Source organism: Candidatus Kryptoniota bacterium (assembly GCA_036567965.1).
Classification (GTDB): Bacteria; Bacteroidota; Ignavibacteria; order Kryptoniales; family JAKASW01; genus JAKASW01.
Window position 1 is genome coordinate 189,645 of sequence record DATCTN010000021.1, and the last position, 23,214, is coordinate 212,858.

At 48.8% G+C, this 23,214-nt stretch carries 20 protein-coding genes; 14 read left to right on the forward strand and 6 right to left on the reverse strand.

Annotation, left to right across the window (positions count from 1 at the left end; all coding sequences use genetic code 11):
- Positions 1-6: 6 nt before the first annotated feature.
- From VIS48_09175 to VIS48_09195, 5 genes are all read right to left on the reverse strand, one after another.
- Complete coding sequence (locus VIS48_09175) at positions 7-1,002, reverse strand: site-2 protease family protein (protein ID HEY9166318.1); 996 nt, start codon at positions 1,000-1,002, stop codon at positions 7-9.
- Entirely contained in the window at positions 1,002-2,108 is a 1,107-nt protein-coding gene (locus VIS48_09180) for a glycosyltransferase (GenBank protein HEY9166319.1), read from the reverse strand. The genes VIS48_09175 and VIS48_09180 overlap by 1 nt, the downstream gene beginning before the upstream one ends.
- Positions 2,105-4,018, reverse strand: coding sequence for a DUF2723 domain-containing protein (locus tag VIS48_09185; protein HEY9166320.1), 1,914 nt, complete (start codon positions 4,016-4,018; stop codon positions 2,105-2,107). The genes VIS48_09180 and VIS48_09185 overlap by 4 nt, the downstream gene beginning before the upstream one ends.
- A gap of 77 nt (positions 4,019-4,095) precedes the next feature.
- On the reverse strand, positions 4,096-6,957 hold the full coding sequence (locus VIS48_09190; protein HEY9166321.1) for a hypothetical protein: 2,862 nt from the start codon (positions 6,955-6,957) through the stop codon (positions 4,096-4,098).
- The gene (locus tag VIS48_09195) at positions 6,941-8,131 is read right to left on the reverse strand and encodes an amidohydrolase (protein HEY9166322.1); all 1,191 of its coding nucleotides are present in this window, start codon (positions 8,129-8,131) and stop codon (positions 6,941-6,943) included. Before VIS48_09195 ends, VIS48_09190 begins: the two co-directional genes overlap by 17 nt.
- 172 nt (positions 8,132-8,303) lie before the next feature.
- Here VIS48_09195 and pgsA point away from each other — a divergent pair, with 172 nt between their 5' ends.
- From pgsA to VIS48_09230, 7 genes are read left to right on the forward strand one after another with little or no spacing between them, the layout of a single operon-like run.
- Positions 8,304-8,909, forward strand: coding sequence for a CDP-diacylglycerol--glycerol-3-phosphate 3-phosphatidyltransferase (gene pgsA, locus VIS48_09200; GenBank protein HEY9166323.1), 606 nt, complete (start codon positions 8,304-8,306; stop codon positions 8,907-8,909).
- On the forward strand, positions 8,887-9,360 hold the full coding sequence (locus tag VIS48_09205; GenBank protein HEY9166324.1) for a phosphatidylglycerophosphatase A: 474 nt from the start codon (positions 8,887-8,889) through the stop codon (positions 9,358-9,360). The genes pgsA and VIS48_09205 overlap by 23 nt, the downstream gene beginning before the upstream one ends.
- 1 nt (position 9,361) lies before the next feature.
- The gene (locus VIS48_09210; protein HEY9166325.1) at positions 9,362-10,609 is read left to right on the forward strand and encodes a competence/damage-inducible protein A; all 1,248 of its coding nucleotides are present in this window, start codon (positions 9,362-9,364) and stop codon (positions 10,607-10,609) included.
- Positions 10,609-11,241: an RNA 2',3'-cyclic phosphodiesterase gene (gene thpR / locus VIS48_09215; protein HEY9166326.1), complete on the forward strand. Its 633-nt coding sequence runs from the start codon at positions 10,609-10,611 to the stop codon at positions 11,239-11,241. The genes VIS48_09210 and thpR overlap by 1 nt, the downstream gene beginning before the upstream one ends.
- Positions 11,234-12,313 carry a recombinase RecA gene (recA, locus tag VIS48_09220; protein ID HEY9166327.1) on the forward strand — a complete coding sequence of 360 codons (1,080 nt, stop codon included), beginning with the start codon at positions 11,234-11,236 and terminating at the stop codon, positions 12,311-12,313. The genes thpR and recA overlap by 8 nt, the downstream gene beginning before the upstream one ends.
- A gap of 29 nt (positions 12,314-12,342) precedes the next feature.
- On the forward strand, positions 12,343-12,987 hold the full coding sequence (locus VIS48_09225) for a RecX family transcriptional regulator (GenBank protein HEY9166328.1): 645 nt from the start codon (positions 12,343-12,345) through the stop codon (positions 12,985-12,987).
- A complete protein-coding gene (locus VIS48_09230; protein HEY9166329.1) occupies positions 12,971-14,041 on the forward strand; it encodes an AI-2E family transporter in 1,071 nt (356 codons plus the stop codon). The genes VIS48_09225 and VIS48_09230 overlap by 17 nt, the downstream gene beginning before the upstream one ends.
- Before the next feature lie 43 nt (positions 14,042-14,084).
- Here VIS48_09230 and rpmB read toward each other — a convergent pair whose 3' ends face one another.
- A complete protein-coding gene (gene rpmB, locus VIS48_09235) occupies positions 14,085-14,276 on the reverse strand; it encodes a 50S ribosomal protein L28 (protein HEY9166330.1) in 192 nt (63 codons plus the stop codon).
- A gap of 271 nt (positions 14,277-14,547) precedes the next feature.
- On the opposite strand from rpmB, the gene rfbB reads away from it, so the two are divergent.
- From rfbB to VIS48_09270, 7 genes are all read left to right on the forward strand, one after another.
- A complete protein-coding gene (rfbB, locus tag VIS48_09240) occupies positions 14,548-15,573 on the forward strand; it encodes a dTDP-glucose 4,6-dehydratase (GenBank protein ID HEY9166331.1) in 1,026 nt (341 codons plus the stop codon).
- Positions 15,570-16,904, forward strand: a complete 1,335-nt coding sequence (locus VIS48_09245) for a nucleotide sugar dehydrogenase (GenBank protein HEY9166332.1) — start codon at positions 15,570-15,572, stop codon at positions 16,902-16,904. Before rfbB ends, VIS48_09245 begins: the two co-directional genes overlap by 4 nt.
- A 29-nt stretch (positions 16,905-16,933) precedes the next feature.
- Positions 16,934-18,034: a UDP-N-acetylglucosamine 2-epimerase (non-hydrolyzing) gene (wecB, locus tag VIS48_09250; GenBank protein HEY9166333.1), complete on the forward strand. Its 1,101-nt coding sequence runs from the start codon at positions 16,934-16,936 to the stop codon at positions 18,032-18,034.
- Positions 18,035-18,129: 95 nt separating this feature from the next.
- Positions 18,130-18,999: a hypothetical protein gene (locus VIS48_09255; GenBank protein HEY9166334.1), complete on the forward strand. Its 870-nt coding sequence runs from the start codon at positions 18,130-18,132 to the stop codon at positions 18,997-18,999.
- A gap of 124 nt (positions 19,000-19,123) precedes the next feature.
- Positions 19,124-20,389 (forward strand): Wzz/FepE/Etk N-terminal domain-containing protein, encoded by a 1,266-nt coding sequence (locus VIS48_09260; GenBank protein HEY9166335.1) that lies wholly within the window; start codon positions 19,124-19,126, stop codon positions 20,387-20,389.
- On the forward strand, positions 20,386-21,885 hold the full coding sequence (locus tag VIS48_09265) for a flippase (GenBank protein ID HEY9166336.1): 1,500 nt from the start codon (positions 20,386-20,388) through the stop codon (positions 21,883-21,885). The genes VIS48_09260 and VIS48_09265 overlap by 4 nt, the downstream gene beginning before the upstream one ends.
- The gene (locus tag VIS48_09270; protein HEY9166337.1) at positions 21,878-23,203 is read left to right on the forward strand and encodes an O-antigen polymerase; all 1,326 of its coding nucleotides are present in this window, start codon (positions 21,878-21,880) and stop codon (positions 23,201-23,203) included. The genes VIS48_09265 and VIS48_09270 overlap by 8 nt, the downstream gene beginning before the upstream one ends.
- Positions 23,204-23,214 lie beyond the last annotated feature (11 nt).

Here is a 23,214-nt window from a genome sequence, read left to right on the forward strand (position 1 = left end):
TTTCCCCTATTGGACTGCGAAAGGTGTAGGTGAGAATGAGACGATGAAAATAACGATGGTTAGCCATCCGATGATTTTTCTCTTGGTGTCTAGAGGCGATGCGTCCATTACCGGAGGGTGATCGAGCTTGATGACAAAAAAGAGGATGATGCACCAAAGGATCCATCCAATCCAGCCGAAGTCTGTTTGGATTCCTGCAAGTGGAAGGAGTCCGGCCAATCCGATTGCAAGGATGATCGCGAAAAATATGCGGGCTATTTTCTTGTGCGATTTGCCGAACATCCCATAAATCAGGTGACCGCCATCCAGCTGCCCGACGGGAAGGAGATTCATTGCTGTTACAAACAGACCGAACCAACCGACACAGAGGAAGGGGTAATGGTAAATCTCGCTCATCGGCGGAACGAATTCGCTGTGCGGATTTGTGAATGCGAGTTGGAGCAGTTTGAACAATATCGTGTTTCCGAAAGCCAGCGGAATACCGTCCGATCCAGGGACAGTGTTCGTAGCAAAATTGTAGTTAGGATGAATCGCAATCAGGTACTCACGTGAAGGTAGGTGAGTGAATCCAAAAATGAGTACGGCTATGCTCACAATAAAACCCGCGATAGGTCCGGCGACTCCGATATCGAACATTGCTTTGCGTGACGGCACGGGCGTCTTGGTGCGGATCACCGCGCCCAGCGTTCCGAAGTTCAACAATCCCGGAATTGCCGGGAAGGGGATGAAATATGGCAGGGTCGCCTTTACCTTGTGCCGACGTGCCAGGAAGTAATGCCCGAATTCATGTGTCCCGAGGACGAGTAGTAAAGACAAGCTGTATGCGAGCCCAGACTCAAAATTGCGCAAGTCGAAGGCGTCCTTGCCGACCCACTGAACTCCTGCTAGAGTCGTCGTAAAAAGAGTGATCAGAAACAGCCCGACATGCAGCGGAATTCTTAATTCGCTCAACGATGTGGTCGGATCTTCAAAATAATCGAATCGCTCGGACGATTCGGACATTAATAGTTTCGTCCTTTCCAGGTGACTCCCTTCCCCACGTAAACCAGGAAGGGAAGAATAGCAACGTATGTTATATAATAAATCTCAAAATAAAGTATAAATTTCAAGTGAGCAATCTTTCCGTAGTGCGATAGCGTGGGCAAAACAAAGACGCTGTCAAGAATAATCTTTGCAATCAAGCCGAGTCCAAACGCTTCGAGCGATACAAATGGAGATATAATGATCGCCCAGTGGAGCATGAATCCGGCGCCAAGTGTCAGGAATCCGAAGATGCCGGTGTCTTTTCCTCCGGTTCCCCATCGCTTTCTCTGGGAAAAAACATCCTTCAATGTCCCGACCGGTTTGGTTTCCACCAGCGTGTTTCGGTCCATCGGGAAAGCAAATCTCCATTTTCCCGATTCCGCTATCGCTTTGTAGAGTGCGAAATCTTCCGTTACACTAAAACGAATCCTGCTGTAGCCACCCACATCTTCATAGGCTTTCTTCCGAACCACGAGATTATTTCCAAGGCACGCTATAGGTTTGTGGAGCGTGGCGGCGCCCGCGCACACCGTCAACAGGAAATCCCAATCCAGCGCCTGCATTCCATAAACGGCCTTATCCGTCTGGCTTATGAGCGTAACTCCGCCTACTATACCGACGTCCGGATCAAAGTACTTCAGCGTTTCCTTGATCCAACCCTTTGGCACGATGCAGTCGGCGTCCGTAAGAAAAATAAATTCGCCGCTTGCATTGGCGATTCCTTGAGACAGTGCGTTTGCTTTTCCTTTGAGAGTCTTTGTCTCTACCGCGTCGACTCTCCTCACCGTATTGGTTATTCGAGAATATCCATCAATGACGGCAGGCGTGGAGTCAGACGAGTCATCATTCACCACAATTACTTCCAGCAGGTCGGCGGGATAATCGAGCTCGACAACAGATTTCAAGCAAGCAGGTAAATTCACCTCCTCATCTTTTGCGGCTATTACCACCGATACGCGCGGAAGCGTGCTGAGATTTCGAATCGATCTTGAGCTTCGTCTGGATATATTCGCGGCGTAGGAATAGAAACCCAGTTCAATTATGTAGAGCAGTATGAAAATTCCCAGCAGGCCTTCAAAACTCATTTGCCGTACTGCCTTTGAGAAAGTTGTTGTTCTGCTGCGACAGCGGACTGGAAAGACGGATCCACCTCGAGTGTTTTGTCCAACCACGATCGTGTTTCCGGGATGTTGCTGTGTGCAAATTCATAGACCGCCCGCATATAGAACATTCGTGTATAGAATCCCAGGATCTGTTTTGAATAGTCGGTCTCAACCGTCTTGCTCGCCAAAAATCCGTCCAGTCCGCCGGACTTGAAGGGAACATACACTGTATCCGTCCTGAGTTCAAATAGTAATCCAAATGGAACCTTCTTGTATCCGTACAGATATTGGTCCTCCATTTCCGGTCCGACAAATACGCGTCTTCCGCTGTTGAGTCCACCTGAAATAACTTCCCTGATAAAGTTCGAGTAGCTCCGTTCGATTGCTGCGGCGTCGTAAGGAAGTTCGTTTTCAAAAAGTCTGAGATTCTCACGATATGAATCATATGCCGGGTCATAAGTAGGGAAAAGTGAGGCGAATCGTGTGTGGACGTCAGCTGCGTACCATGACCTCCGCAGCAATTCTTTGTCGATTACGGTGACATCCGGACGAATACGGTCAACGTATTGATAGTATATCGAGGCCGAGACGAAGTTATCCCACTGGAACGATAAGACGACCGCATTCTGCGGGAGGTTCGTCAATATATCACGTGTGTACTTTTCAACCGAGTAATCCTTACTTTCGTCGACATCGGCGAAGTTCGAATATGCCGCGAAGAGCGGGAAGATTGCCAAGCAGGCGAAAACAAAAAGGTATCCGACATTCAGTCTTGCAACTTGCTCCACTGCCCATTTCACTCCTACTGCTGCAAAAAGTGCGAGTGCGACGTACGCGAGCAAGAAGTAGCTTGCTATATCATGAATATTGTAGTTGGCCGCGTAAAGTATATCCCCCGCGAGAAGGAGAACGCAAAACCAGAACAACCTTCTGTATAATCTAAGGGAGACGATTATCCCGACCAGGATTAGTATTAATGTCAGTCTGAATTCAGGGTAAATGCTCGTGAAGAACACCCCCAGCTGTTTCTGGAACACGTCGGTCGAGCTGAACATCCAAACCCGAAATTGTTTGCCTGATACGTGCCAGATGAATCTCTTGACAGTTTCAGGGTCTCCCCAATTCATCAGTGGAGACTGCGAAGCTCTGAGCGGAAGATAAAGATATAAAGCCGAAGCGATAAGTCCTCCATAGATCACGGGCAGGATTAAGGACTTGTCGAACAACCTGTCCCTGTAGGTGAGGTATACCAGAAACAAGAGTGCAGGTACCGTCAGTACGGTCGTCATGTGATTTGTAAATCCAATTCCGAGTGCGAGGCCCGAAATGAATGCTTTTCGTCTCGACGGCGCGGAGTAGAATCGCGTCCAGGAGAGAATGACCAACCCAAACAGAAGTAACTGGAGTGGGTAGACTTCGACAGAATTACTCTGATCCCAGAAAGTCCGTGAGAATGCCAGTGCTAACGCGGCGGTCAGCGAAGCGGCGGTTCGCGGCAGTCTCATCGTTCTGTATGCTTTGTCACCGGGAGCGACCTTCGTCCTGTCCCGTTCACGGTCCGGAGATGTGGGCGGGAATACGTTGAGGGCAGAAACAAAGGCGAGATAGAAGGTTCCGCAGGCAAGTGATGTACATAAGTTTGCAAACAGGTTCGCCCTTACCGCAACTTCACTTGTGAGGGGAATGTGAACGAATAACCCGCCCAGGAGACTGAAGAGTGGGTAACCGGTCGGATGAGCGATCCCGTACGTCCAGAGGACAGTCGTCAGCTCTCCGCCGTCGATTGGCGGAACGCTTCGCGACATGGTGAAGAGGTAAACGCAAAATGACGCCGACGCAAGTCCCGCTGAGACCAGATAGTCTGATCTGTCGAACGGTACAAGTTGCGCCACCCGATGTTCCGGTAGGCTCCTGGCGTTCTTTGCGGGTTGATTGTGCTGCCGCTTCTCGATTCTTCCCAAGCGTGCCACTACTTGGCGTCTGCCTGCAGATCTTGAATCGTCTTCTTGAAGAGCGAGCTCATGTGGCGCATCCTTGACTTGAGGCTGTCGCTGAATTCAGTCGGGTTTTTGAAATCGAGTAAAGCGGAAAGTGACGCGAGCTCGGCTTCATCGTGTGGAATCTTGTGGCTGGTCTTCGAAAGTGAAACGTAATTCGAAAACTCTATCATCCGATAGAATTCGTACGACTCTTTTATTTCTTCGGCCGCCGCCTCTTCCAGAAAATCAATTCCCCTCAACTCGTCGATAAGTTGCGGTACACTCGCCGGTATGAATGCTACGGTCCGCTTTGGGTCTTTCAATATGAGAGCCTGGACGAGAAATTCGATTGCAAAGATCCCTCCGTCTCCGAATTTAATATCTATTTCGTCAAAGTAACTTTTGCTCTGAATGACTTTACTGTAGAGCGACAGGATTTCCTTGAGCGCGTCACGAGTTAATTGAAAATTCTGAAGAGCATGCGAGATCAGATTCATCACTTCCTGATCGTTTGACAGCGACCTGAAACGAGTCATTGCCATTAATTCCCAGATCGACAGTCTCTTCTCTAGGTAAACTTTATATTCAGACTCGGTCATCAAGAGAGGAGCGCTTTTGCCCTCCGGTCGGAGTTTCAAGTCTATGGAAATCACCTGAGCACCATTCTCATCGAGGAATAGTTCCTGGAGCTTGGAAATTTTCTTTTCGATGGCAGGTTTCATGGCTTTGTGTTTATCGGGTAGGATGAATATGACGTCGAGGTCCGAGAGGAACGACATCTCTCTTGTACCGAGCTTTCCACCGGCAATGATAGTCGGTTTGTTCTTATGAAAAAGGGAATCGCACGCGCTTGTCAGGAGCGTTTCGGTAAATCTCGTCCATGTCTCCTCCATTTCGTGAAGCGTAATCTCACCGAGAAGATACAGCATCCCGAGCTTGAGCTCGTTGAATTCTTTGAGAAGCGGTGTGCCGAGCGAATCCGAAACGAATATCGCACGGTCCAGAAGCTGGTCGCGGGAAATCGCAAGATCGAACAGAATAGGCTGCACGGTCAAATAATCGACGAACCTTGTCGCCTTCGAACAAAGGGTAAGGATCAGCCGTCTAAAATTCTCGTCGGCGAGCGATCCGTAAAATACTTCCAGACTCTTGACCGTCGGCACGATTCTCGCAAGGTTCCTCAGCGTGAGATCGGGGTCCACTGTCAATTTCATGTCCTCGAACAATGCGGGCGCGATCTCCCTGAAGGCTTTCGTCACCACCGCGGGGAACTCGACGTCTCCGGCGCGCGTGACGCCCCGCGATAGGAACTGGGTGTTGCGGTAGCTCTCTGCCGACTTTACCAGGCCGTAGTTTTCGAGAACGTGTTTTGTTCGCTCGTCGTTCAGAGAACCTTCGAGGAGCTGCTCTATTTCCGACCTCTCGATTGGCTGGTCGATCTTGAAAACACTGTCGAACATTCCTGCTACACGGTCGAAATAGCCGAACAATTCGTTCCTGAACCTTCTCTCGTTTTTGTAACCGCACCGCTTGGAGAGGTTTCGGAATTCGACAAGGTCGGAGGGGAGAGTGTGAGTCTGAATGTTGAGGAGAAGCTGGAGTCGATGTTCGACCAATCTGTAAAAAGAGTACGCGTCGGTAAGTAGAGATGATTCCTGTTTGCTGATGATTTTATTTTTTCCTAGAAGCATTATAGCGATAAGTGTGTTGCCTTCCCGAACCTCAGGCTTCAGACCTCCGTTGAGCAGCTGAAGCGCCTGGACTATGAACTCGATATCCCTGATTCCGCCGCGCCGCGACTTGACGTTGAGCTCGTTCGGGTTTGCGGCCTCGATTCTCACTTTCATGCGCGGGATTTCATCGATAGGATTTTCGAACCATGTCCGCGGGTATACGAAAGGCCGCATATGATTGAGGAACGTGCTACTGACTAACTCCTCACCGGCTACATGACGGGCCTTTATCAGCATTTGTCTTTCCCACAACTCGCCGCGCGATTCGTAATAGGTGATAGCACTGCCCAGGCTCCGGGCTACCGAACCGGCCGCACCATCAGGCCGCAGCCTTAGATCTATTCTGTAGAGATGACCTTCCGGTGATTCTGATGTCAGCAGCTTCACAAGCTGGTTCACGAAGTAGTTTGCCTTCTCGGAAATTTCCTGACTGTCCTCCGAATCGGAATAAAGGAACATGAGGTCGATGTCTGAACTGTAGTTCAGCTCGTTGCCGCCGAACTTCCCGAGCGCGATACACGACACCGGCGGAGGCGATACTCCGTATTTCATTTTGAATATTTCGGTTACAATTTCGAATGAGCTCTTGAGAATTGAATCCGCGAGTTGGGAAATCTGAAGGGTGGTACCCGGCAATTCGTCACGTCCGCAAATGTCCCTTCCCCCAATTCTCAGAATTTCCCTCTTGTAAATTCGTCTGATGTAATCCGTCTTGTGAGACGCCTCTCCATAAATCGATACCTGACGTGTAATCTCGGACAGGAGCGCGGCCGGGTTCAACTGGTTTTCAATTCCAACCGGAGAAAACAGAAACCGGAAATACGTGGGGTGCGTGACCATTATGTCGGCGAGATACTGGCTTGTAGAGACTATCCGGAGGAAGTCCTGAGACAGCTTTTCGCTCTTTCCAAAGTCTGAGACCACCGATGCGATATTCGGCGTCGTCGACAGGAACCGCTCAAAATTATTCAGAGCCATCAGCTGGTCCGGTGAGTTCTCCGCCCAGGATTCGAGCTTCTCGATGAACTCGCCCGGCTGAATCGCGGCGCCTGAATTGACGATCAACTCGAATATCTTCTGAAGGGATGCGCCTGCGGCCTGTTTAAGTGTCGCGTTCACGCTGTCTCAGATATTCGATTGCGAGGAATGCGAGCAGGGAAGAACCGTAAAACATAGCTTCTTCGTCTATCCGAAATGATGAGCTGTGAATTGAAGAGGTGGCACCCATTTTCCTGTTGCCCGCACCGATCCACCAGAACGTGCCGGGGACAACTCGGAGGAAATAAGCGAAATCTTCTGCCCCCATCACCGCGGGCACCGTGATTACGGACTTTTTCCCAAACAAATTCTGCGCAGCTTGCCTGGCAAACTCTGTCTCGGATTCTGAATTCACCAGTACAGGGTAACCGCTGCTTATCGTGAAGTCGCACCTTCCTCCCACCGACGACGCAGTCTGCTTTGCCGTTGAACTAATCAACTTAAGGGCCTTACTGCGCCAGCTCTCATTCATTGTCCTGAGTGTGCCCGATAATTTCACCGAGTCAGGGATTATGTTTGTGGCCGTTCCTCCATGGATCGAGCCGATCGTCAAGACCGAAGGATCGAGCGGATCCTTCATCCGGCTTATCACTGATTGGAGGGACGTGATCACCTGCGCCGAGATGAAAATCGGGTCGATGGCGTCGTGAGGCTTGGCTCCATGTCCGCCCTTACCGATTATCGTGAAATAGAGTTCGTCCGCGGAAGCCATCATCGGTCCGGCGTGAAATCCGATCCGACCGGTGGGAAGATCAGTCGTGATATGCTGACCGAAAATTACATCGGCATCGGAGACCGCCCCGTCCCGAATCATTCCCGGTGCACCACCCGGGTTTTTTTCTTCACTGGGCTGAAAGATGAAAATTACTTTTCCACGGAGATCGTTTCTCATATGTGAGAGAATCCTCGCAGCTCCGATGAGCATCGCCATGTGAGCGTCATGCCCGCACGCGTGCATTTTTCCCTTTGACTGGCTCGAGAATGAGACACCACTTTGCTCGTCGATCGGGAGCGCATCCATGTCGGCACGCAACGCAACGGTCCCCGCGGAGCCGGTGCCCTTCAATACACCAACGATACCTGTTTTCCCGACACCCTTCGTGACTTTAACGCCAGAATTATTCAACTCTTCTGCCAGCGTCTTTCCTGTAATGAGTTCTTCAAATGCAAGTTCGGGATATCGATGTAGGTGACGCCTGAGTTTGACGACCTGAGGAAAGAATTTCCTACCAAGACCTAAGACAACTTCTGCCACGTTCTTCGCTGGTTCAGCCTCCGGCCGATCGGCCCTCTTTGACCGAAGGGAATTGTTCGTCATTACTTTAAAATATTTCGTTAACTCTTCAAATTCAATTGACTTATGAAGATTAGCGGCTGCATGTTTAATTACTTGACCGCGATTCCGATCAAACTTAAATTGTCTCAAGATGACGCTACCGAACCAGCTTACAATTCTAAGAATTCTTCTCACTCCGATTTTTGTTGTCATGTTTGTGAGTGAGCGACTTATTCTGAAGCAGGTTTCGGTGATGGTATTCGCTGTCGCTGCACTGACTGACTGGTACGACGGCTGGATCGCGCGTAAACTCGGGAAAGTTACCAAATGGGGCGTGTTCCTCGATCCGCTCGCGGATAAGGTTCTCACTTCGGCCGCTTTTATTGCTTTTGCGTGGCTTGGAATGGTCGGCTGGTGGATGGTTGCGGTTATTGTTGTACGGGATATTTCCATTACGATTCTTCGTTCGTTTGCCGAGCTGCGGGGACAGTCGATGGCTACAAACTTCAGCGCAAAAGTGAAGACATTTACCCAAATGGTTTTCATTTATGGCATCTTGCTCGCGGTCGTCTTTAGAAATACTTTCACTGCGTTGTCACCGGTCACGGAACTTATTCTCGATAGAAATGTGGTCTACTATTCGATGCTCGTGGTCACGATTCTCACATTTGGAACCGGCGTCCAGTATGTTCTGGAAAACCTGAAGATTATTCATTCTTTCTTTCGGTTCGTGGGTGGAAGACCAGAATCTGAGTGAGCGCAAAGCCACCATTATCGACAAACTGGTCTCTACAGGACTGGGGAGCGGGCTTTCACCGGTAGCTCCGGGTACTGCCGGATCGCTCGTCGGAATCCTGATATATCTCATTCCCGGTTTTGAGAAGAACCAGATTATTATCCCCGCAACTGCTGTGTTTTTCTTTTGGGGTGCATTTGCCTCCGGTAAAATGGAAAAAGTGTACGGCCACGACCCGTCACGTGTCGTCATCGACGAAATCGTAGGTATGTGGACCTCATTCGTATTTCTTCCGAAGAAAATCGTCGTCGTTGTGGCCGCATTTCTTCTCTTCAGGCTGCTCGATATCATAAAGCCGTTTCCCGCCAGCCGATTCGACAAGAACGCAGGCGGTCTGGCAATAATGCTCGACGATCTCACCTGCGGCATATACACAAATTTACTCATCCAAATCTATCTGCGATTTTTTTAGAATGAAAACAGCGGCCATTATCACAATCGGCGATGAGATTCTGATCGGACAGGTTACAAATACCAATTCAGCATTCATCGGCAAGAAATTGTCGGAAATTGGAATTGAGGTCAAACGAACTGTCGTAGTCGGCGACGACTATGGCGAAATTATGGCGGCGTTCAAGGAACACTACGGGAATTTTGATGCGATCATGGTGACGGGCGGACTGGGTCCGACACACGACGACATCACGAAGAAAGTGGTCGCCGACTTCTTCGACGACAAACTCGTGATGAATAATGAAGTCCTCGCGAACGTGCGTGACAGACTCCTCAAGCGAAACGTGCCGATGAGAAAAGTAAACGAAGAACAGGCACTCGTTCCGTCGACTTGCGAAGTGCTCATGAATCATTGGGGGACTGCTCCGGGAATGCTCTTTGAGCGCGACGGAAAATTTTTCGCTGTGATGCCTGGCGTCCCGCATGAAATGGAAAACCTGATGAACGAGTATGTCGTTCCGAAGCTCAGCTCTCGCGCGATCGGGCAGGTGATCAGGCACAAAGTTCTCAAGACGACTGGTATCGCGGAGTCCTCGCTGTTTGAACTACTCGGAAATGTAGATGATATATTGAAGGGCAAGGCCACTCTCGCGTTCCTGCCGAGTCAATTTGGTGTCCGCCTGCGGATTACCGTCAAAGCAAAAACAGCTGCCGAAGTTGATTCGATTATTCAGGAAGTCGAAAGTCGGATCAGGGAAAAGGCGAACAAGTTTATTTATGCCGAAGGGGAAATCGATATCGAGGAAGTCGTCGGAAATCTCCTGAAGGAAAAAGGACTGACGATCGCCGTAGCTGAAAGCTGCACCGGCGGTTATATCTCTCATCGTATCACGAACATCTCTGGAAGCTCAGCCTACTTCAACAGGGGCATCGTGAGCTACAGCAATGACGCAAAGATAAAGATTCTCGGAGTACCGGCAGAATTGATTTCGAGCAAGGGAGCGGTTAGTGAAGAGGTGGCTCGTGCAATGGCTGATGGAGTGAGGAGGATATCGGGCACCGATATCGGAATCTCAGTAACAGGGATTGCGGGGCCGACGGGCGGGACTGAGGAAAAGCCGGTCGGACTTGTGTATGTCGGCCTTGCCGACTCTTCAGGGATCATGGTCGCGCGTCATATGTTCCCGGACGGGCGACTGGTATTCAAGGATCGAGTGTCACAGACCGCGCTTGAAATGGTGAGAAAAAGAATTCTTGGAATGTTGTGATGAGAATTTTCTTTGGGGCGACAATTCCTGATCAGATCAAGTCGAAAATCGGTGAACTCCAGAACGAATTGTTCGCTTTCGAGCCGGGAGCGAGACTCGAGAGCAAAAGCAAACTGCATATAACCCTGCAGTTCATCGGAGAATTTGGGAAGGACGGACTTGAGGAGCTATTTGCATCTGCTAGGAACGACTTGAATAAGAGTTCGGTCGGATTTTCTCCGGTACGATTGGCGGGCATGAATTATTTCCCAAACGAGAAAATGAAACGGGGAATCTGGATCGACTGCAGCGACGACGGATCGCTGTCAAAAATTGCGCGAACTATTGAGTTAAGCTCCGCGAAATATGGCGTCACTCCGGAGCAGCGCGGCTACAAGCCACACATCACTCTCGCGAGGCTCAAGGAATATCGCGGCAGGAAAGAATCGTCAATCGACTTGCAGAAGTTTTGGTCCGAGAGTAAATTGGGCGTGGAGCGGTTTGTCCCACGAAGTGTTGCCCTGTTCGAAAGCTTTATGAACCCCGACAGGTCGGGTTCGGAATATAGAATCTTGCACGAATTTCCATTACAAGAGTCCGAGGGAGCGTCCGCTGACCTAGACGGACAGAAAGGTAGTTCCAAAAATGGCTGAAGACAAAGAAGCGAAACTTAAAGCGCTTGACATTGCGTTGACTCAAATCGAGCGCGACTATGGCAAAGGCGCCGTAATGAAATTGGGGGAAGGACCGATAGCGAAGGTCGACTCGATTTCTACGGGATCGATCTCATTGGACTGGGCGCTGGGAATCGGAGGAATACCGAGAGGTAGAATAACTGAGATTTTTGGTCCGGAATCTTCCGGGAAAACTACTTTGTGTCTGAGTGTCATTGCAGAGGCCCAACGTCGCGGTGGAATCGCGGCATTCATAGACGCTGAACATGCCCTTGATATGAATTACGCAAAGCGAATCGGCGTCGACACGAATAATTTGCTTCTCTCGCAGCCCGAATTCGGCGAACAGGCACTCGACATCGTCGAGACACTCGTCAGGAGCGGAGCGATTGATGTTGTGGTGATCGATTCTGTCGCCGCGCTCACGCCACGCGCTGAAATCGAAGGCGAAATGGGAGACGCCCAGATGGGCGCCCAGGCGCGACTTATGTCCCAGGCGCTGCGGAAACTAACTGCCGCGATCAACAAGAGCAACACGTCCGTGGTCTTTACGAATCAACTCAGAAGCAAAATCGGAATTGTGTACGGAAATCCCGAAACGACGACCGGAGGCAATGCTCTGAAATTTTATGCGGCCATTCGACTCGACATACGCAAGCGGGATCACATCAAAGAAGGAGCGGAAATCATCGGCAACCGGGTTCGGGTGAAAGTCGTGAAGAACAAAGTCGCTCCACCCTTTAAGGAAGTTGAGTTCGATATAGCTTACAGCGAAGGAATCTCCCGGGTGGGAGATCTGCTTGACGTGGCAGTCGATCAGAATATTGTTCAGAAGAGCGGTACATGGTTTTCGTACAAGTCAGATCGTTTAGGACAGGGAAGAGACGCCGCCAAAAAATATTTCCAGGATACTCCTGCGGCGCTAAACGAATTGGAAAACGAAGTCCGCAGCAAACTTGGACTTGGCGCGCTAAAGAATGGCAGTAACGGCGGATCAAATGCTCCTGAAAAACCGGAAAAACAAAAGGAAGTTAAGAAACAGAGAGACTAATCCGCGTCTTGTCCCATGCGGCCTGAACGATGCGCATAGCTTCGATTGAAAGATCCGGTCAGGGAGGAAAGTTCAAGCTGGTGTTTGAAGACGGGAGCGCATTTGTCGTCAGGAAAGAAGTCCTCGTAGATTTTGGACTGCGACGGAACGACGACCTGAGTTCCGAGCAAATCGGCCGGATCCAGGACGCTCAGAATTTCACGGAGGGTTACCTTTCCGCCGTCCGACTTCTCAACTACAGAATGAGAACTGCTAGTGAACTCAGCGGGAGATTGCGGAAGAAAGGCTTTCAACAGGAGGTGATCGTCCGGGTGCTCGACAAATTAGGATCGTTTGGCTTGCTCGACGATTCCAGATTTGCCGAGGCATTCGTTGCCACTAAGACCGCATCCAAACCTCTCGGCAGGAGAGAACTGGAACGGAGGCTGCGTGAAAAGGGTGTGTCAAAGGAACTGGCCGCTGCAGCTGTTGCCGGGATCGGTACAGACGAAAGACAATTCGAGCTTGCGTGTGAAGCGGCACGTTCGAGAATGCGCAGCATGCAAAGCCTTGATTTATCCAAGCGGCGTGAACGGCTCGCAGCATTTCTCGCTCGCCGCGGATTTGAGTGGAATACAATCTCAAAGGTGCTTCGGAAAATTCTAAAGGACGATGATGATGCGGTCGATATTTAAAAAGAATAGCTTCAAAGTATTTCTACTGATCGTATTCTTGCTGGCAGCGCTCTGGTTCGTCTCACTCCTGGGAAGCGTCTTCATACTTTTTCTCCTTGCGATTTTAAGCACGTTCCTGCTGTCACCGTTAGTCGAGTTTCTTGAGACAAGGGGTGTGAAGCGAGTCTATGGCATTCTCCTCATCTATGGATCGATAATTGCCGTAATCTATGGCCTCGTCAGGACTTTTCTTCCGCCCCTCCTTGCACAGGTGGTCAGTCTGGAAAACGCCATAAAGTCTCCCGATTTCAATGTCCGCGTCCAGGCAATCCAGACTGAACTGCAATCCAAATTATCATTTATCAATTTCGGGAATCTCTCCGAGAAATTTAACGAACTGACGGTTGAGCTTGCGGACAAATGGGTTTCAATTATCACGAGCGCCGGGTCCGTGGCGATGATCCTGGTTATAGTCCCGTTTGTCACTTTCTTTCTCCTGAAGGACAGTGATATGATGATCCGCGGAATGATCGCGCTGGTTCCGAATAAATACTTCGAGATGACTTTGAACATTGTTCAAAAGATTGGAATCCAGCTCGGGATTTACATCCGTGCCTGGCTTACGGAAGCTGCGATAGTCGGCACTCTTTCAATCCTCGGTCTCCTATTGATAGGCGTAAAGTACGCGGTTATTATCGGCGTGGTCGCCGGAGTTGCCAACCTCATCCCATATCTTGGACCGATAGTCGGTGCCGTCCCGGCTATAGTTGTCTCGCTTATCCAGACTGGAAACCTGAGCATGCTGGTTCCTATACTTATCCTTTTTGTCGCGATCAGAGTGGCAGACGACATCGTGATCGTACCCCTCGTCTACTCCCGAAGCACCTCGATGCATCCGTTAACGATTGTGGTCTTGATCCTGGTGGCGGGGGAGCTGAAAGGGATAGTAGGTATGGTTCTCGCGATGCCGCTCTACACTGTTCTCCGAGTCATAGCGAAGGAGACTTTATGGGGGCTGAGGTCCTACAGCATCCTCAAAAGCGGGACAGGTAAGAGCACTCTCCAAACGGGATGATTAGCTTTAACCGGGGATTTTGATTCGTATACGGAAGGTTCTACTACGCGGCTTTTCTGACTCGCCCCTGTTTAATACAAGAGGCGCATGCCTTTATGCGCTTCACTTTTCCGTCAACTATAGCACGAACGCTTTGCAGGTTCGGATCCCATCTGCGATTGGTGATGTTGTGAGCGTGACTCACATTGTGTCCGTAAACCGGCTTCTTTCCGCAGATGTCACACACTTTTGCCATTTACTTCTCCATAAGTTTCCTAAATTTAGCTATCCTTAGGCAATTTTCCAACGATCTACAAGAGTTGGCAGCAAGTCAAATTGACCAGCGTCGTCACGCTCCAATCCAACAAATCTCGGATTTTCCAGCTGCAGCATGACATCGAACCGGAGAAAATCACTTATTGAAAGTCTGAAACAGCGATGGTATATTTTCACACAGCGAATTGAAAATCAACCATCTATTGTACCACAGTCTTTATAACACTTTAATTATTTTAATTAAGTAATCAATGTCCCTGCCACTTAAGTCAATTCTGGTGACCGGAGGCGCCGGTTTTATCGGAAACAATTTCATCAGGTATTTCCTCCGAAGACACAACGACATCGAGCTGGTAAATCTCGACAAGCTCACTTATGCCGGGAATCTCGAAAGTCTGAACGATATTGAAGGTGAACCGCACTATCATTTCTTCAAGGGAGATATCGCGGACAGCTCATGTGTGTCCAGGCTGTTTCACGAGTGGCAGTTCGACGCTGTGGTGAACTTCGCGGCCGAGTCTCATGTCGATCGAAGCATTCTGGGTCCCCGCATTTTCATCGAGACTAACATCAAGGGGACGCTGACGCTGCTCGAAGCTGCCAGGGAGTTCGGACTGGAAAAGTTTCTTCAGGTTTCAACCGATGAGGTTTACGGATCACTCGGTCCGACGGGGAAATTCACCGAGAAGACACCGATCGCGACAAACAGCCCTTACTCGGCCAGCAAAGCGAGCGCCGACCTCCTCGTGAGAGCCTGGGACAAAACATTCAAGCTGCAGACACTCATCACGCGATGCTCTAACAATTACGGTCCATTCCAGTTTCCCGAGAAATTCATTCCGCTCATGATCATCAACGCTCTTCAGGATAAGGATTTACCGATATACGGAGACGGAAAGAATGTACGGGACTGGATTTTTGTGGAAGACCATTGTGAGGGAATCGATACGGTTCTGCAGACCGGCAAACCCGGCGAAATTTATAATATCGGCGGCGGCAATGAGGTCCAAAACATCGACATGGCCATGATGATTCTCGATCGACTTGGAAAGCCGCACACACTCCTGAAGTTTGTGAAGGACAGACCGGGGCATGATAGGAGATACGCGATGGATTGCGCCAAGATGGAAAGCGAACTTGGTTGGAACCCGCGGCACTCGTTCGAGAACGGCATTGACGAGACCATAAAATGGTATGTCGCTAACGAGAAGTGGTGGGGGCGGATCATTTCGGGTGAGTATCAGAATTATTATAAACTTCAATATGAGGGAAGATGAATTCGCAAATTGAAAATCTTAAAATGAAGATTGTCAACAAGACAATGAGAGTTGGAGTCATCGGGCTGGGATACGTCGGGTTACCGCTCGCGGTCGAATTTGCGTCGAAGGGTTTTGAGACTGTCGGTATTGACATCGACGAGCGGAAGGTTACGAATGTAAACAAGGGGACCAATTATATCGGTGACATTGCCGACGAGGATTTCAAGAGAGTTGTCGCATCGGGAAAACTCCGTGCCGAGAAGAATTACGAAAGTATTGGGACCCTTGATGCGATTTTTATTTGTGTCCCGACCCCATTCACTCCAAACAAGCAGCCGGATATCTCGTTTATCATAAGCGCCGCAGAAAATATTTCAAGAGGATTGAAGAAGAACCAGCTCGTCGTGCTTCGAAGCACAACGTTTCCGAACACGACGGAGGGACATGTTCTGCCCGTACTCGAAAAATCAGGATTGAAGGCGGGGAGAGACTTTTTTCTGGCGTTCTCGCCTGAACGGATCGACCCGGGCAACAATAAGTTCAAGACAAACAACATTCCTACCGTCGTCGGCGGAATAGACGAGACGAGTACGGAGCTGGCCGCTCTCGCAATAATGGAAAGCGTCGACCAGGTGGTGAAAGTGTCCAATCCAAAAATTGCCGAGATGGAAAAGCTCCTGGAGAATATTTTCAGGAGTGTGAATATCGCCCTCGTCAACGAGCTGGCGCAGCTTTGCGACAGGATGGGTGGGATAAATATCTGGGAGGTCGTCGATGCGGCCGCGACGAAGCCGTTCGGCTTCATGCCATTCTATCCCGGACCCGGGATCGGGGGACATTGCATACTCATCGATCCGTACTACCTCGAATGGCTCGCGAAAGCGTACGATTTCCAGACGAATTTCATATCGCTCGCCGCTGAAGTCAACGAGAACATGCCTTTCTACGTTCGCAACATGGTACAGCGCGAACTTAGTTTCAGGCCGGTCAAATTCCGAAATGCGAAGATCCTGATTCTTGGCGTGGCATTCAAGAAGGATGTTGACGACACCAGGCACTCACCGGCATTAAAAGTGATGGAACTGCTGCTCACCGACGGGGCACAGAACATAGTCTATAACGACCCCTACGTACCTGAGATCCGCGTGGATGGGAAGGTATTCAAGTCCGTGAAGCTCACTCCACGGCTTCTGAAGAAGATGGACTGCGTTGTGATCACTACTGACCATTCATCGTATGACTACGACATGATTGTCAAAAATTCCAGGTGCGTAGTTGACTCGAGAAACGCTACAAGGAAAGTCAGGAACTGGCGGGATAGGATCGTCCTGTTGGGCGATGGTAAGTGAAAAGGGAGTATTGAAAAGGGAAGATCCGATTGAAATTTATTAGTGTGGTCGGGGCTCGCCCGAATTTTATGAAAGTGGCGCCGTTGCATCGGGCGTTCTCTAAGAATAAAGACATAAAACATCTCATCGTTCACACCGGTCAACATTATGACGATAACATGTCTAAAGTATTCTTCGAGGACCTTGAACTTCCAAAGCCGGATGTGTATTTGGGAGTGGGCTCTGGCTCGCATGCAGTTCAGACCGCAAAGATCATGGTAGAATTCGAAAAAATTCTCGTCGCGGAAAAGCCGGATCTCGTAATAGTAGTCGGGGATGTCAATTCGACCGTAGCATGCAGCCTCACGGCGTCGAAGTTGTGGATCCCGGTTGCTCATGTTGAGGCCGGCCTCAGAAGTTTTGACAGGACAATGCCGGAAGAACTAAACAGGATCGTGACAGACGTTTTGAGCGATCATCTCTTCGTTACCGAAGAGAGCGGGATTGTCAATCTCAATAATGAAGGAATAGATAAGAAGAAAGTTCATCTTGTCGGAGATGTAATGATCGACTCGCTGATAATGTATAAGGAAAAAGCGAAGCGTTCTCTCGTGAAGGGAAGCTTTGGATTGTCCGCGGGAAAATACACTCTCGTCACGCTTCATCGCCCGGCGAACGTGGATGAACTTAAGAATCTTGAGATCATCTTGAGAATTTTCAAAGAGATTGCGGGATTCGGGAAGATCGTGTTCCCCATTCACCCGAGAACGCGGAAACGTATTGAAGAATTCGGACTTTCGTCACAATTTGCGGCTGTGAAGGAGTTGCTGCTGACGGACCCGCTCGGCTACCTGGACTTCCTGAATCTGATGATGGACGCGAAGATAATCCTGACGGACTCGGGTGGCATACAGGAAGAGAGCACTTATTTGAACGTACCGTGCATAACCTTGAGAGACAACACCGAGCGGCCCGCAACAATAGAAGATGGAACGAATGTACTCACCGGGATGTCGGCTGAAAAAGTTGTAAATCTGGTGAAGGAATGTTATTCCGGAAAGTGGAAGAAGAGCAGGGTACCTGAGTTGTGGGATGGAAAGGCGGCGGAACGCGTAATGAAGATACTGGATAACGCATATGGTTCCGCTTGAATCGGATATTGGAGCATGACGATGAATGATATGCCGGTTCGCCCTTTAATGCAGAGCACCTTCAATAATAGTTCCGTAACCGTCAAAGACATCGAATGAGATTGAATTTCAACCCGAAAGTCGCCCTGATTTTTGTCAAGTATTATGACGAGAAATATCCACACGCCTTTGAAAGACTGAAATCGTATCTCATTAACGGCAAGAAGCGCAATATAACGTGCCTCATAGTCGACAACAGGAATGAAGGAAGTTCGTGGCGGAATCTCGATGAGAATACTTTTTATCTCGAGGGTGATAACAGCGACAGGGAATTTTCCGGGTGGCAAAGGGGTTTGAATTTTCTCCGGGAACAAGAGATAAAATATGATGTCGTCCTTTTCGTGAACGAGGCTTTTGAAGCGATAGGACCAAGCTACCTTAAGGACAACAATATCAATTGGTTGATCAGAAAGACGTATTTCCTGAATGCCGCAATTGGGTTCGTTGATACGAGATGGGAAAGGACTCGTCTTCATAATAAAGGCACGAGGATATGGGTCAACACTAATTGTTTCTTCATCCCAACTTCCTTGCTGAATAAATTGCAGTCACTTGTAATGGTTGATGAAAAAATGTTAGACGATTACCTTCCTCTGCAATTTCCAGGATTGGACAGCCCATTTGCAAAAACTGCTCCAATGAACGATGTATACAAGCGCAACATAATCACTTGGCTGACGGAAGAGTGGCACGGAAGGATCGAGTTGAGTGAGCAGACATGGCCTTTATTCCGATCTAAAGTAAAAGCGATGCTTAACGAGGTGATGCTTTCCGTCCGGATTCGCGAGCTTGGCCATATGATACTGCCATATAGCATACCCCGTTTTGCATTCAAGAAGATCCGGGGCGTCTTTAGGAAGATGAGAAAGATAGTGTCGCGCAGGTACCAGCGTTCCCTCCGAGATACTGTTTTTACCGGACAGTGATGAGCTTGGGCAAAAGCAGTGATCCGTTATTTTGGAGATCGACCGCGCCTAAGCTGAATTAATCTTCTGAGTTCAGCCTTAGCAATCTCGATCAACTACTTAATTAGAAAGAAAGATTGGTCCAATGAGTTCAAATTCGACACAGAAAGATGGGGCGGAAACATTAGCAGGCGCCAGGAGCAGGAGTACGCTCTGGCAATTTCTCTACGTCTTGACAAAATGGAAATGGTTTCTCCTCGTCTGGTTTGCAGCTGTCATGATCATTGTCACGATCATCCTTCTATTGATCCCAAGATGGTACAAGGCAGAAGCTTCGGTCCTCCCTCCAAGAAATTCCGACATTCTAAGCGGGCTGTCCGGTTTCGCGTCTCTAGCTCAAAGCGTATCTCCATTGCTTGGCAGAACAGGATTGGGTTCAGCTTCACCGACATACGCCTATCTTGCCATCCTCAACAGCCGATCCGTAATGGATTCGGTAATATATAGATTTGACCTGGTCAAGGTTTACGACATAAGCAGCTATCCGATGGAGACTGCTGAGAAAGAATTACGCGCCAATACGATTTTTGACATTGATGAAAATGACGCGCTAAATATTACCGTTTTGGATAAGGACGCGAATCGCGCAGCGAATATGGCGAACTATTTAGTGGTTCTTCTCAATGAGATTTACGTCAAGGTAAGCGTGGAGGAAGCTCATAATAACAGATTATTTATTCAGCAACGGTATGCAAAAAATCTGGAAGACTTGAGGTCTGCAGAGGATACACTGGAGGATTTTCAGCAGCGCTATAAAGTATATGACATGCCGGAACAAGCGAAGGCTGCGATATCCGCCGGCGCCGATCTCGAAGCCCAGCGAATAGAGGCCGAAGTCGAGCTAGGCGTCATGAAACAACAATACGGAGAAGACGCCCCTCAGGTGAAGCTGAAGACTCTTCAGATCCAGGAACTGAATCGAAAACTTATGGACATGCAAACTGGGTCCGGGTCGGATTTCACCAAGGGTGCAAGTGTTCTCCCAGCTTTTAAAAATGTTCCGGAACTCGGAATTGCTTATCTCAGACTCTACCGCGATTATGAAATCCAAACTAAACTGCTCGAGTTTATTTTGCCGCTATATGAGCAGGCAAAAATTGAGGAACAGAAAGATACTCCTGCTGTCATAGTCCTCGACAAAGCACTTCCACCTGAGAGGCCTACTGTTCCCAAGAGGCTTTTCATTGAGGTTATTTTCGCGTTTGTGGTCCTCTCAGCACTCGTTTATTCTGTTCATCTCTTTGAGAGGGTGAGACTCCAATCTGACGGGTTAAATTCATTAGAGATAAGGCTGCGACGTTACGCGTCGAATGCTGCAAGGCGGTTCAGGGTTAAAGACGAAGTTCTTTGAAACAGGTCTATAAGAACTCCGCATTAAACATAGCAGCTCAAATCGTCGTCATGCTGATTATGTTTTTTGCGGTCCCGAAGATAGTTGGGGGACTGGGAAACGTATCTTTTGCAATATTGTCTTTGGTCTGGACGGTAATTACCTATTTCACGTTATGGGACCTGGGAATAGGTCGGGCAGTAACAAAATTTGTCGCCGAAAAAAAAGGAATCGGTGAAGACAAAGATGTTGTATCGGTGGTCTACATCTCAACGGTTATTGGCCTCCTTCTTGGTGGCATATTCGGTGTTCTGGTCTTCGTATTCGATTCTCAATTGGCACATTTGCTCTTTACAGTGCCACCAGGATTTGAGTTAACGGTAGATATAGCTCTGAAGATTGTCGCGGTTTCTATGCCCGTTCTTCTTCTGCAGAGTGTGTTTCGCGGTGTCGTGATGGGTTTTGATAGATTTGATTTGTCAAATCTGGTCCAGATTATCAATGGATTCTTGCAGTGGGGGGGAGCGTTGGTTTTAGTCTGGATGCATTTCGATGTATTGTGGGTAATCGGTTTTGTGATGTTAAGTCGCCTGATGACGACCATTGTACTTTTTGGGATGATCTCTCGAATCATAAGTTGGGGGAAATTCAGCAGGACACTTAATTTCTCATTGATGAAAGAGGTTTTGGTCTTTGGAGGCTGGGCAATGGTCAGCCAGGTTGTGAGTCCGCTATTGCAATACGCGGAAAGATTCCTGCTCAGTGCATTGGTAGCGACAAGTGTCGTTACATTTTACGTGGTCCCCTATGAGGCAACATCAAAAATGTTGGTCCTGTCAGTCGGATTGGTCTCCGCTCTGTTTCCTGCCTTGAGTCAGATTCATGGAACCGGTGGACTGAATCAGGATTTCAGGAAGCTTTACATACAATCCGAACGGATCTTGGTTTTCGCGTTTCTCCCCGTCGGGGCATTCTTGTTTATATTTGCGCCGGAGATTTTGAAGTTGTGGATGGGAAGCAGCTTCGCGCAAAGTGCTGGATTGGTTTTTGAAATCCTTTCTTTGGCATTCTTGGTTAACTCCGTCGCACAACTTCCATTCACAGTTTTGCAGGCAGTTGGCAGATCGGATTTGACAGGGAAAATACATCTTATTGAGTTGCCAATCCATTTCTTGGTTACTTTCATATTGATAAAGCAGTTTGGCCTGATCGGGGCAGCGACAGCGACCTTCTTTAGGATTATTATGGATGCGGTCCTGCTTTATACATTCACGTCCCAAAAACTTGGATTGAAGGTCGGAATCTTGAAAGGTTTTGTCAAAAAGATCGTGACCCCCGCTTCTTGTCTTGTTGGGGGCATGATCTGTATGATATTCTTCCAGGATGTCATTGCAATGAAAATAATTCTCGGACTCATTTCTTTCTTACTCTACGGTTTGATTGTTTTTAAATTTTCACTTGAAGAGAACGAGAAGAAGTTCCTGGTCAATTTGACTTTCCGGAGGGCAAGTGCCTGAGCTGACGCTGTTCCTATACGTACTAATCACTGTCGCGACAATGTGGATAGGCGTACGCGCTTTCGGAAGGTGGATCAATCATATCACTATTTATGGAATGGTTTGGGGAATCCAGGTCATACTGTTTGAAATGAGGCTTATCGCTTATCATGCTCTCTCTTTTGAGACGACCATGTTTATTTTCGGGTCATGGGCGGTATTTGTTTTTTCCTCTCTAACAATTCGGAATTTCTATTCTAACAAAATGCCCGAGACGCGAGCACTGCCGGCGCCTCGACATGATGTCCTGACTATCGTCCTTGTCACCCTCACGTTGATCGGGGCAATAGGTACATATCAACACTGGACCGTGCTGTTGAGAATGTTCGGCAGCGTGAAAGGTGTCGTTTTCAATGCCAATCTGATGTATGCGCTTCGCAGGGAAGAGGGCGGAATTCCTGGCATGTGGCCATACGTTGACAGCGTGAGTCTAGCAGCTGATTTTGTTGGAGGTTATTTCGCGGGACTTCGCCGCCGGCCGATTCTCCTTGCGGTGGCTCCTTTCATAGTTGAACTTGCGAATGCGATCGCAGCATTTGGACGAAGCAGATTGCTTATAGGGATCATCTTATGGGGTACAGCCTTCTTCTTCACGCAGGTGAAAAAACAGGCCACAGAGAGGAGTGCTAGATGGAAGCAGGTAGTCCTGCTTGCCTCGATACTGATTATCTTCATCTTCGGGATGGAGTTCATAAGACAGTTTCGTGGCATGAGAGAAAGTTTTTCCGGTGAGACTACAAGTCTCTCGCATATGAATGGGGTTGGGCTTATAACGCCCTCTATCTACCTCTATCTTAGTTCTGATGTTGCTGTGTTGAACAAGTTCCTGAACTATGAGTTTTCGGGACGTGTAGAGCACACACCGATCGGAGGAAATACTTTTGCGCCGTTCTTCAGATTGTTTGCCAAGATCGGCCTCACGGATCCAGTTTTAGAATACCAGAAGTCCTACTCGGTTCCAGCGTCAACTAACACCGCAAGCTATCTGCGAGAGCTTTACGCCGACTGGGGGATAGGCGGAACTCTCTTCTTTGTGTATTTGCTTGGAGCATTTTGCTCTGTCGCTGTCGAAGCCTATCGACGCAGGAAGTCGTTGACGCTTCTTGCAATTGTCGCCCATTTACACGTTGCAGTTTTCTTTTCGTTCTTTGTGCAGGTATCGAGGCTAGGCTATTGGATTGTTAGCCTGGTCTTTGCCGTAATTGCTTCGATGATCATAGACAAATATTCTGTTCATGAGAACAAGGCGCAATATGGTAATGGAGATGGGACTGTCTAGTCAAAACCTTC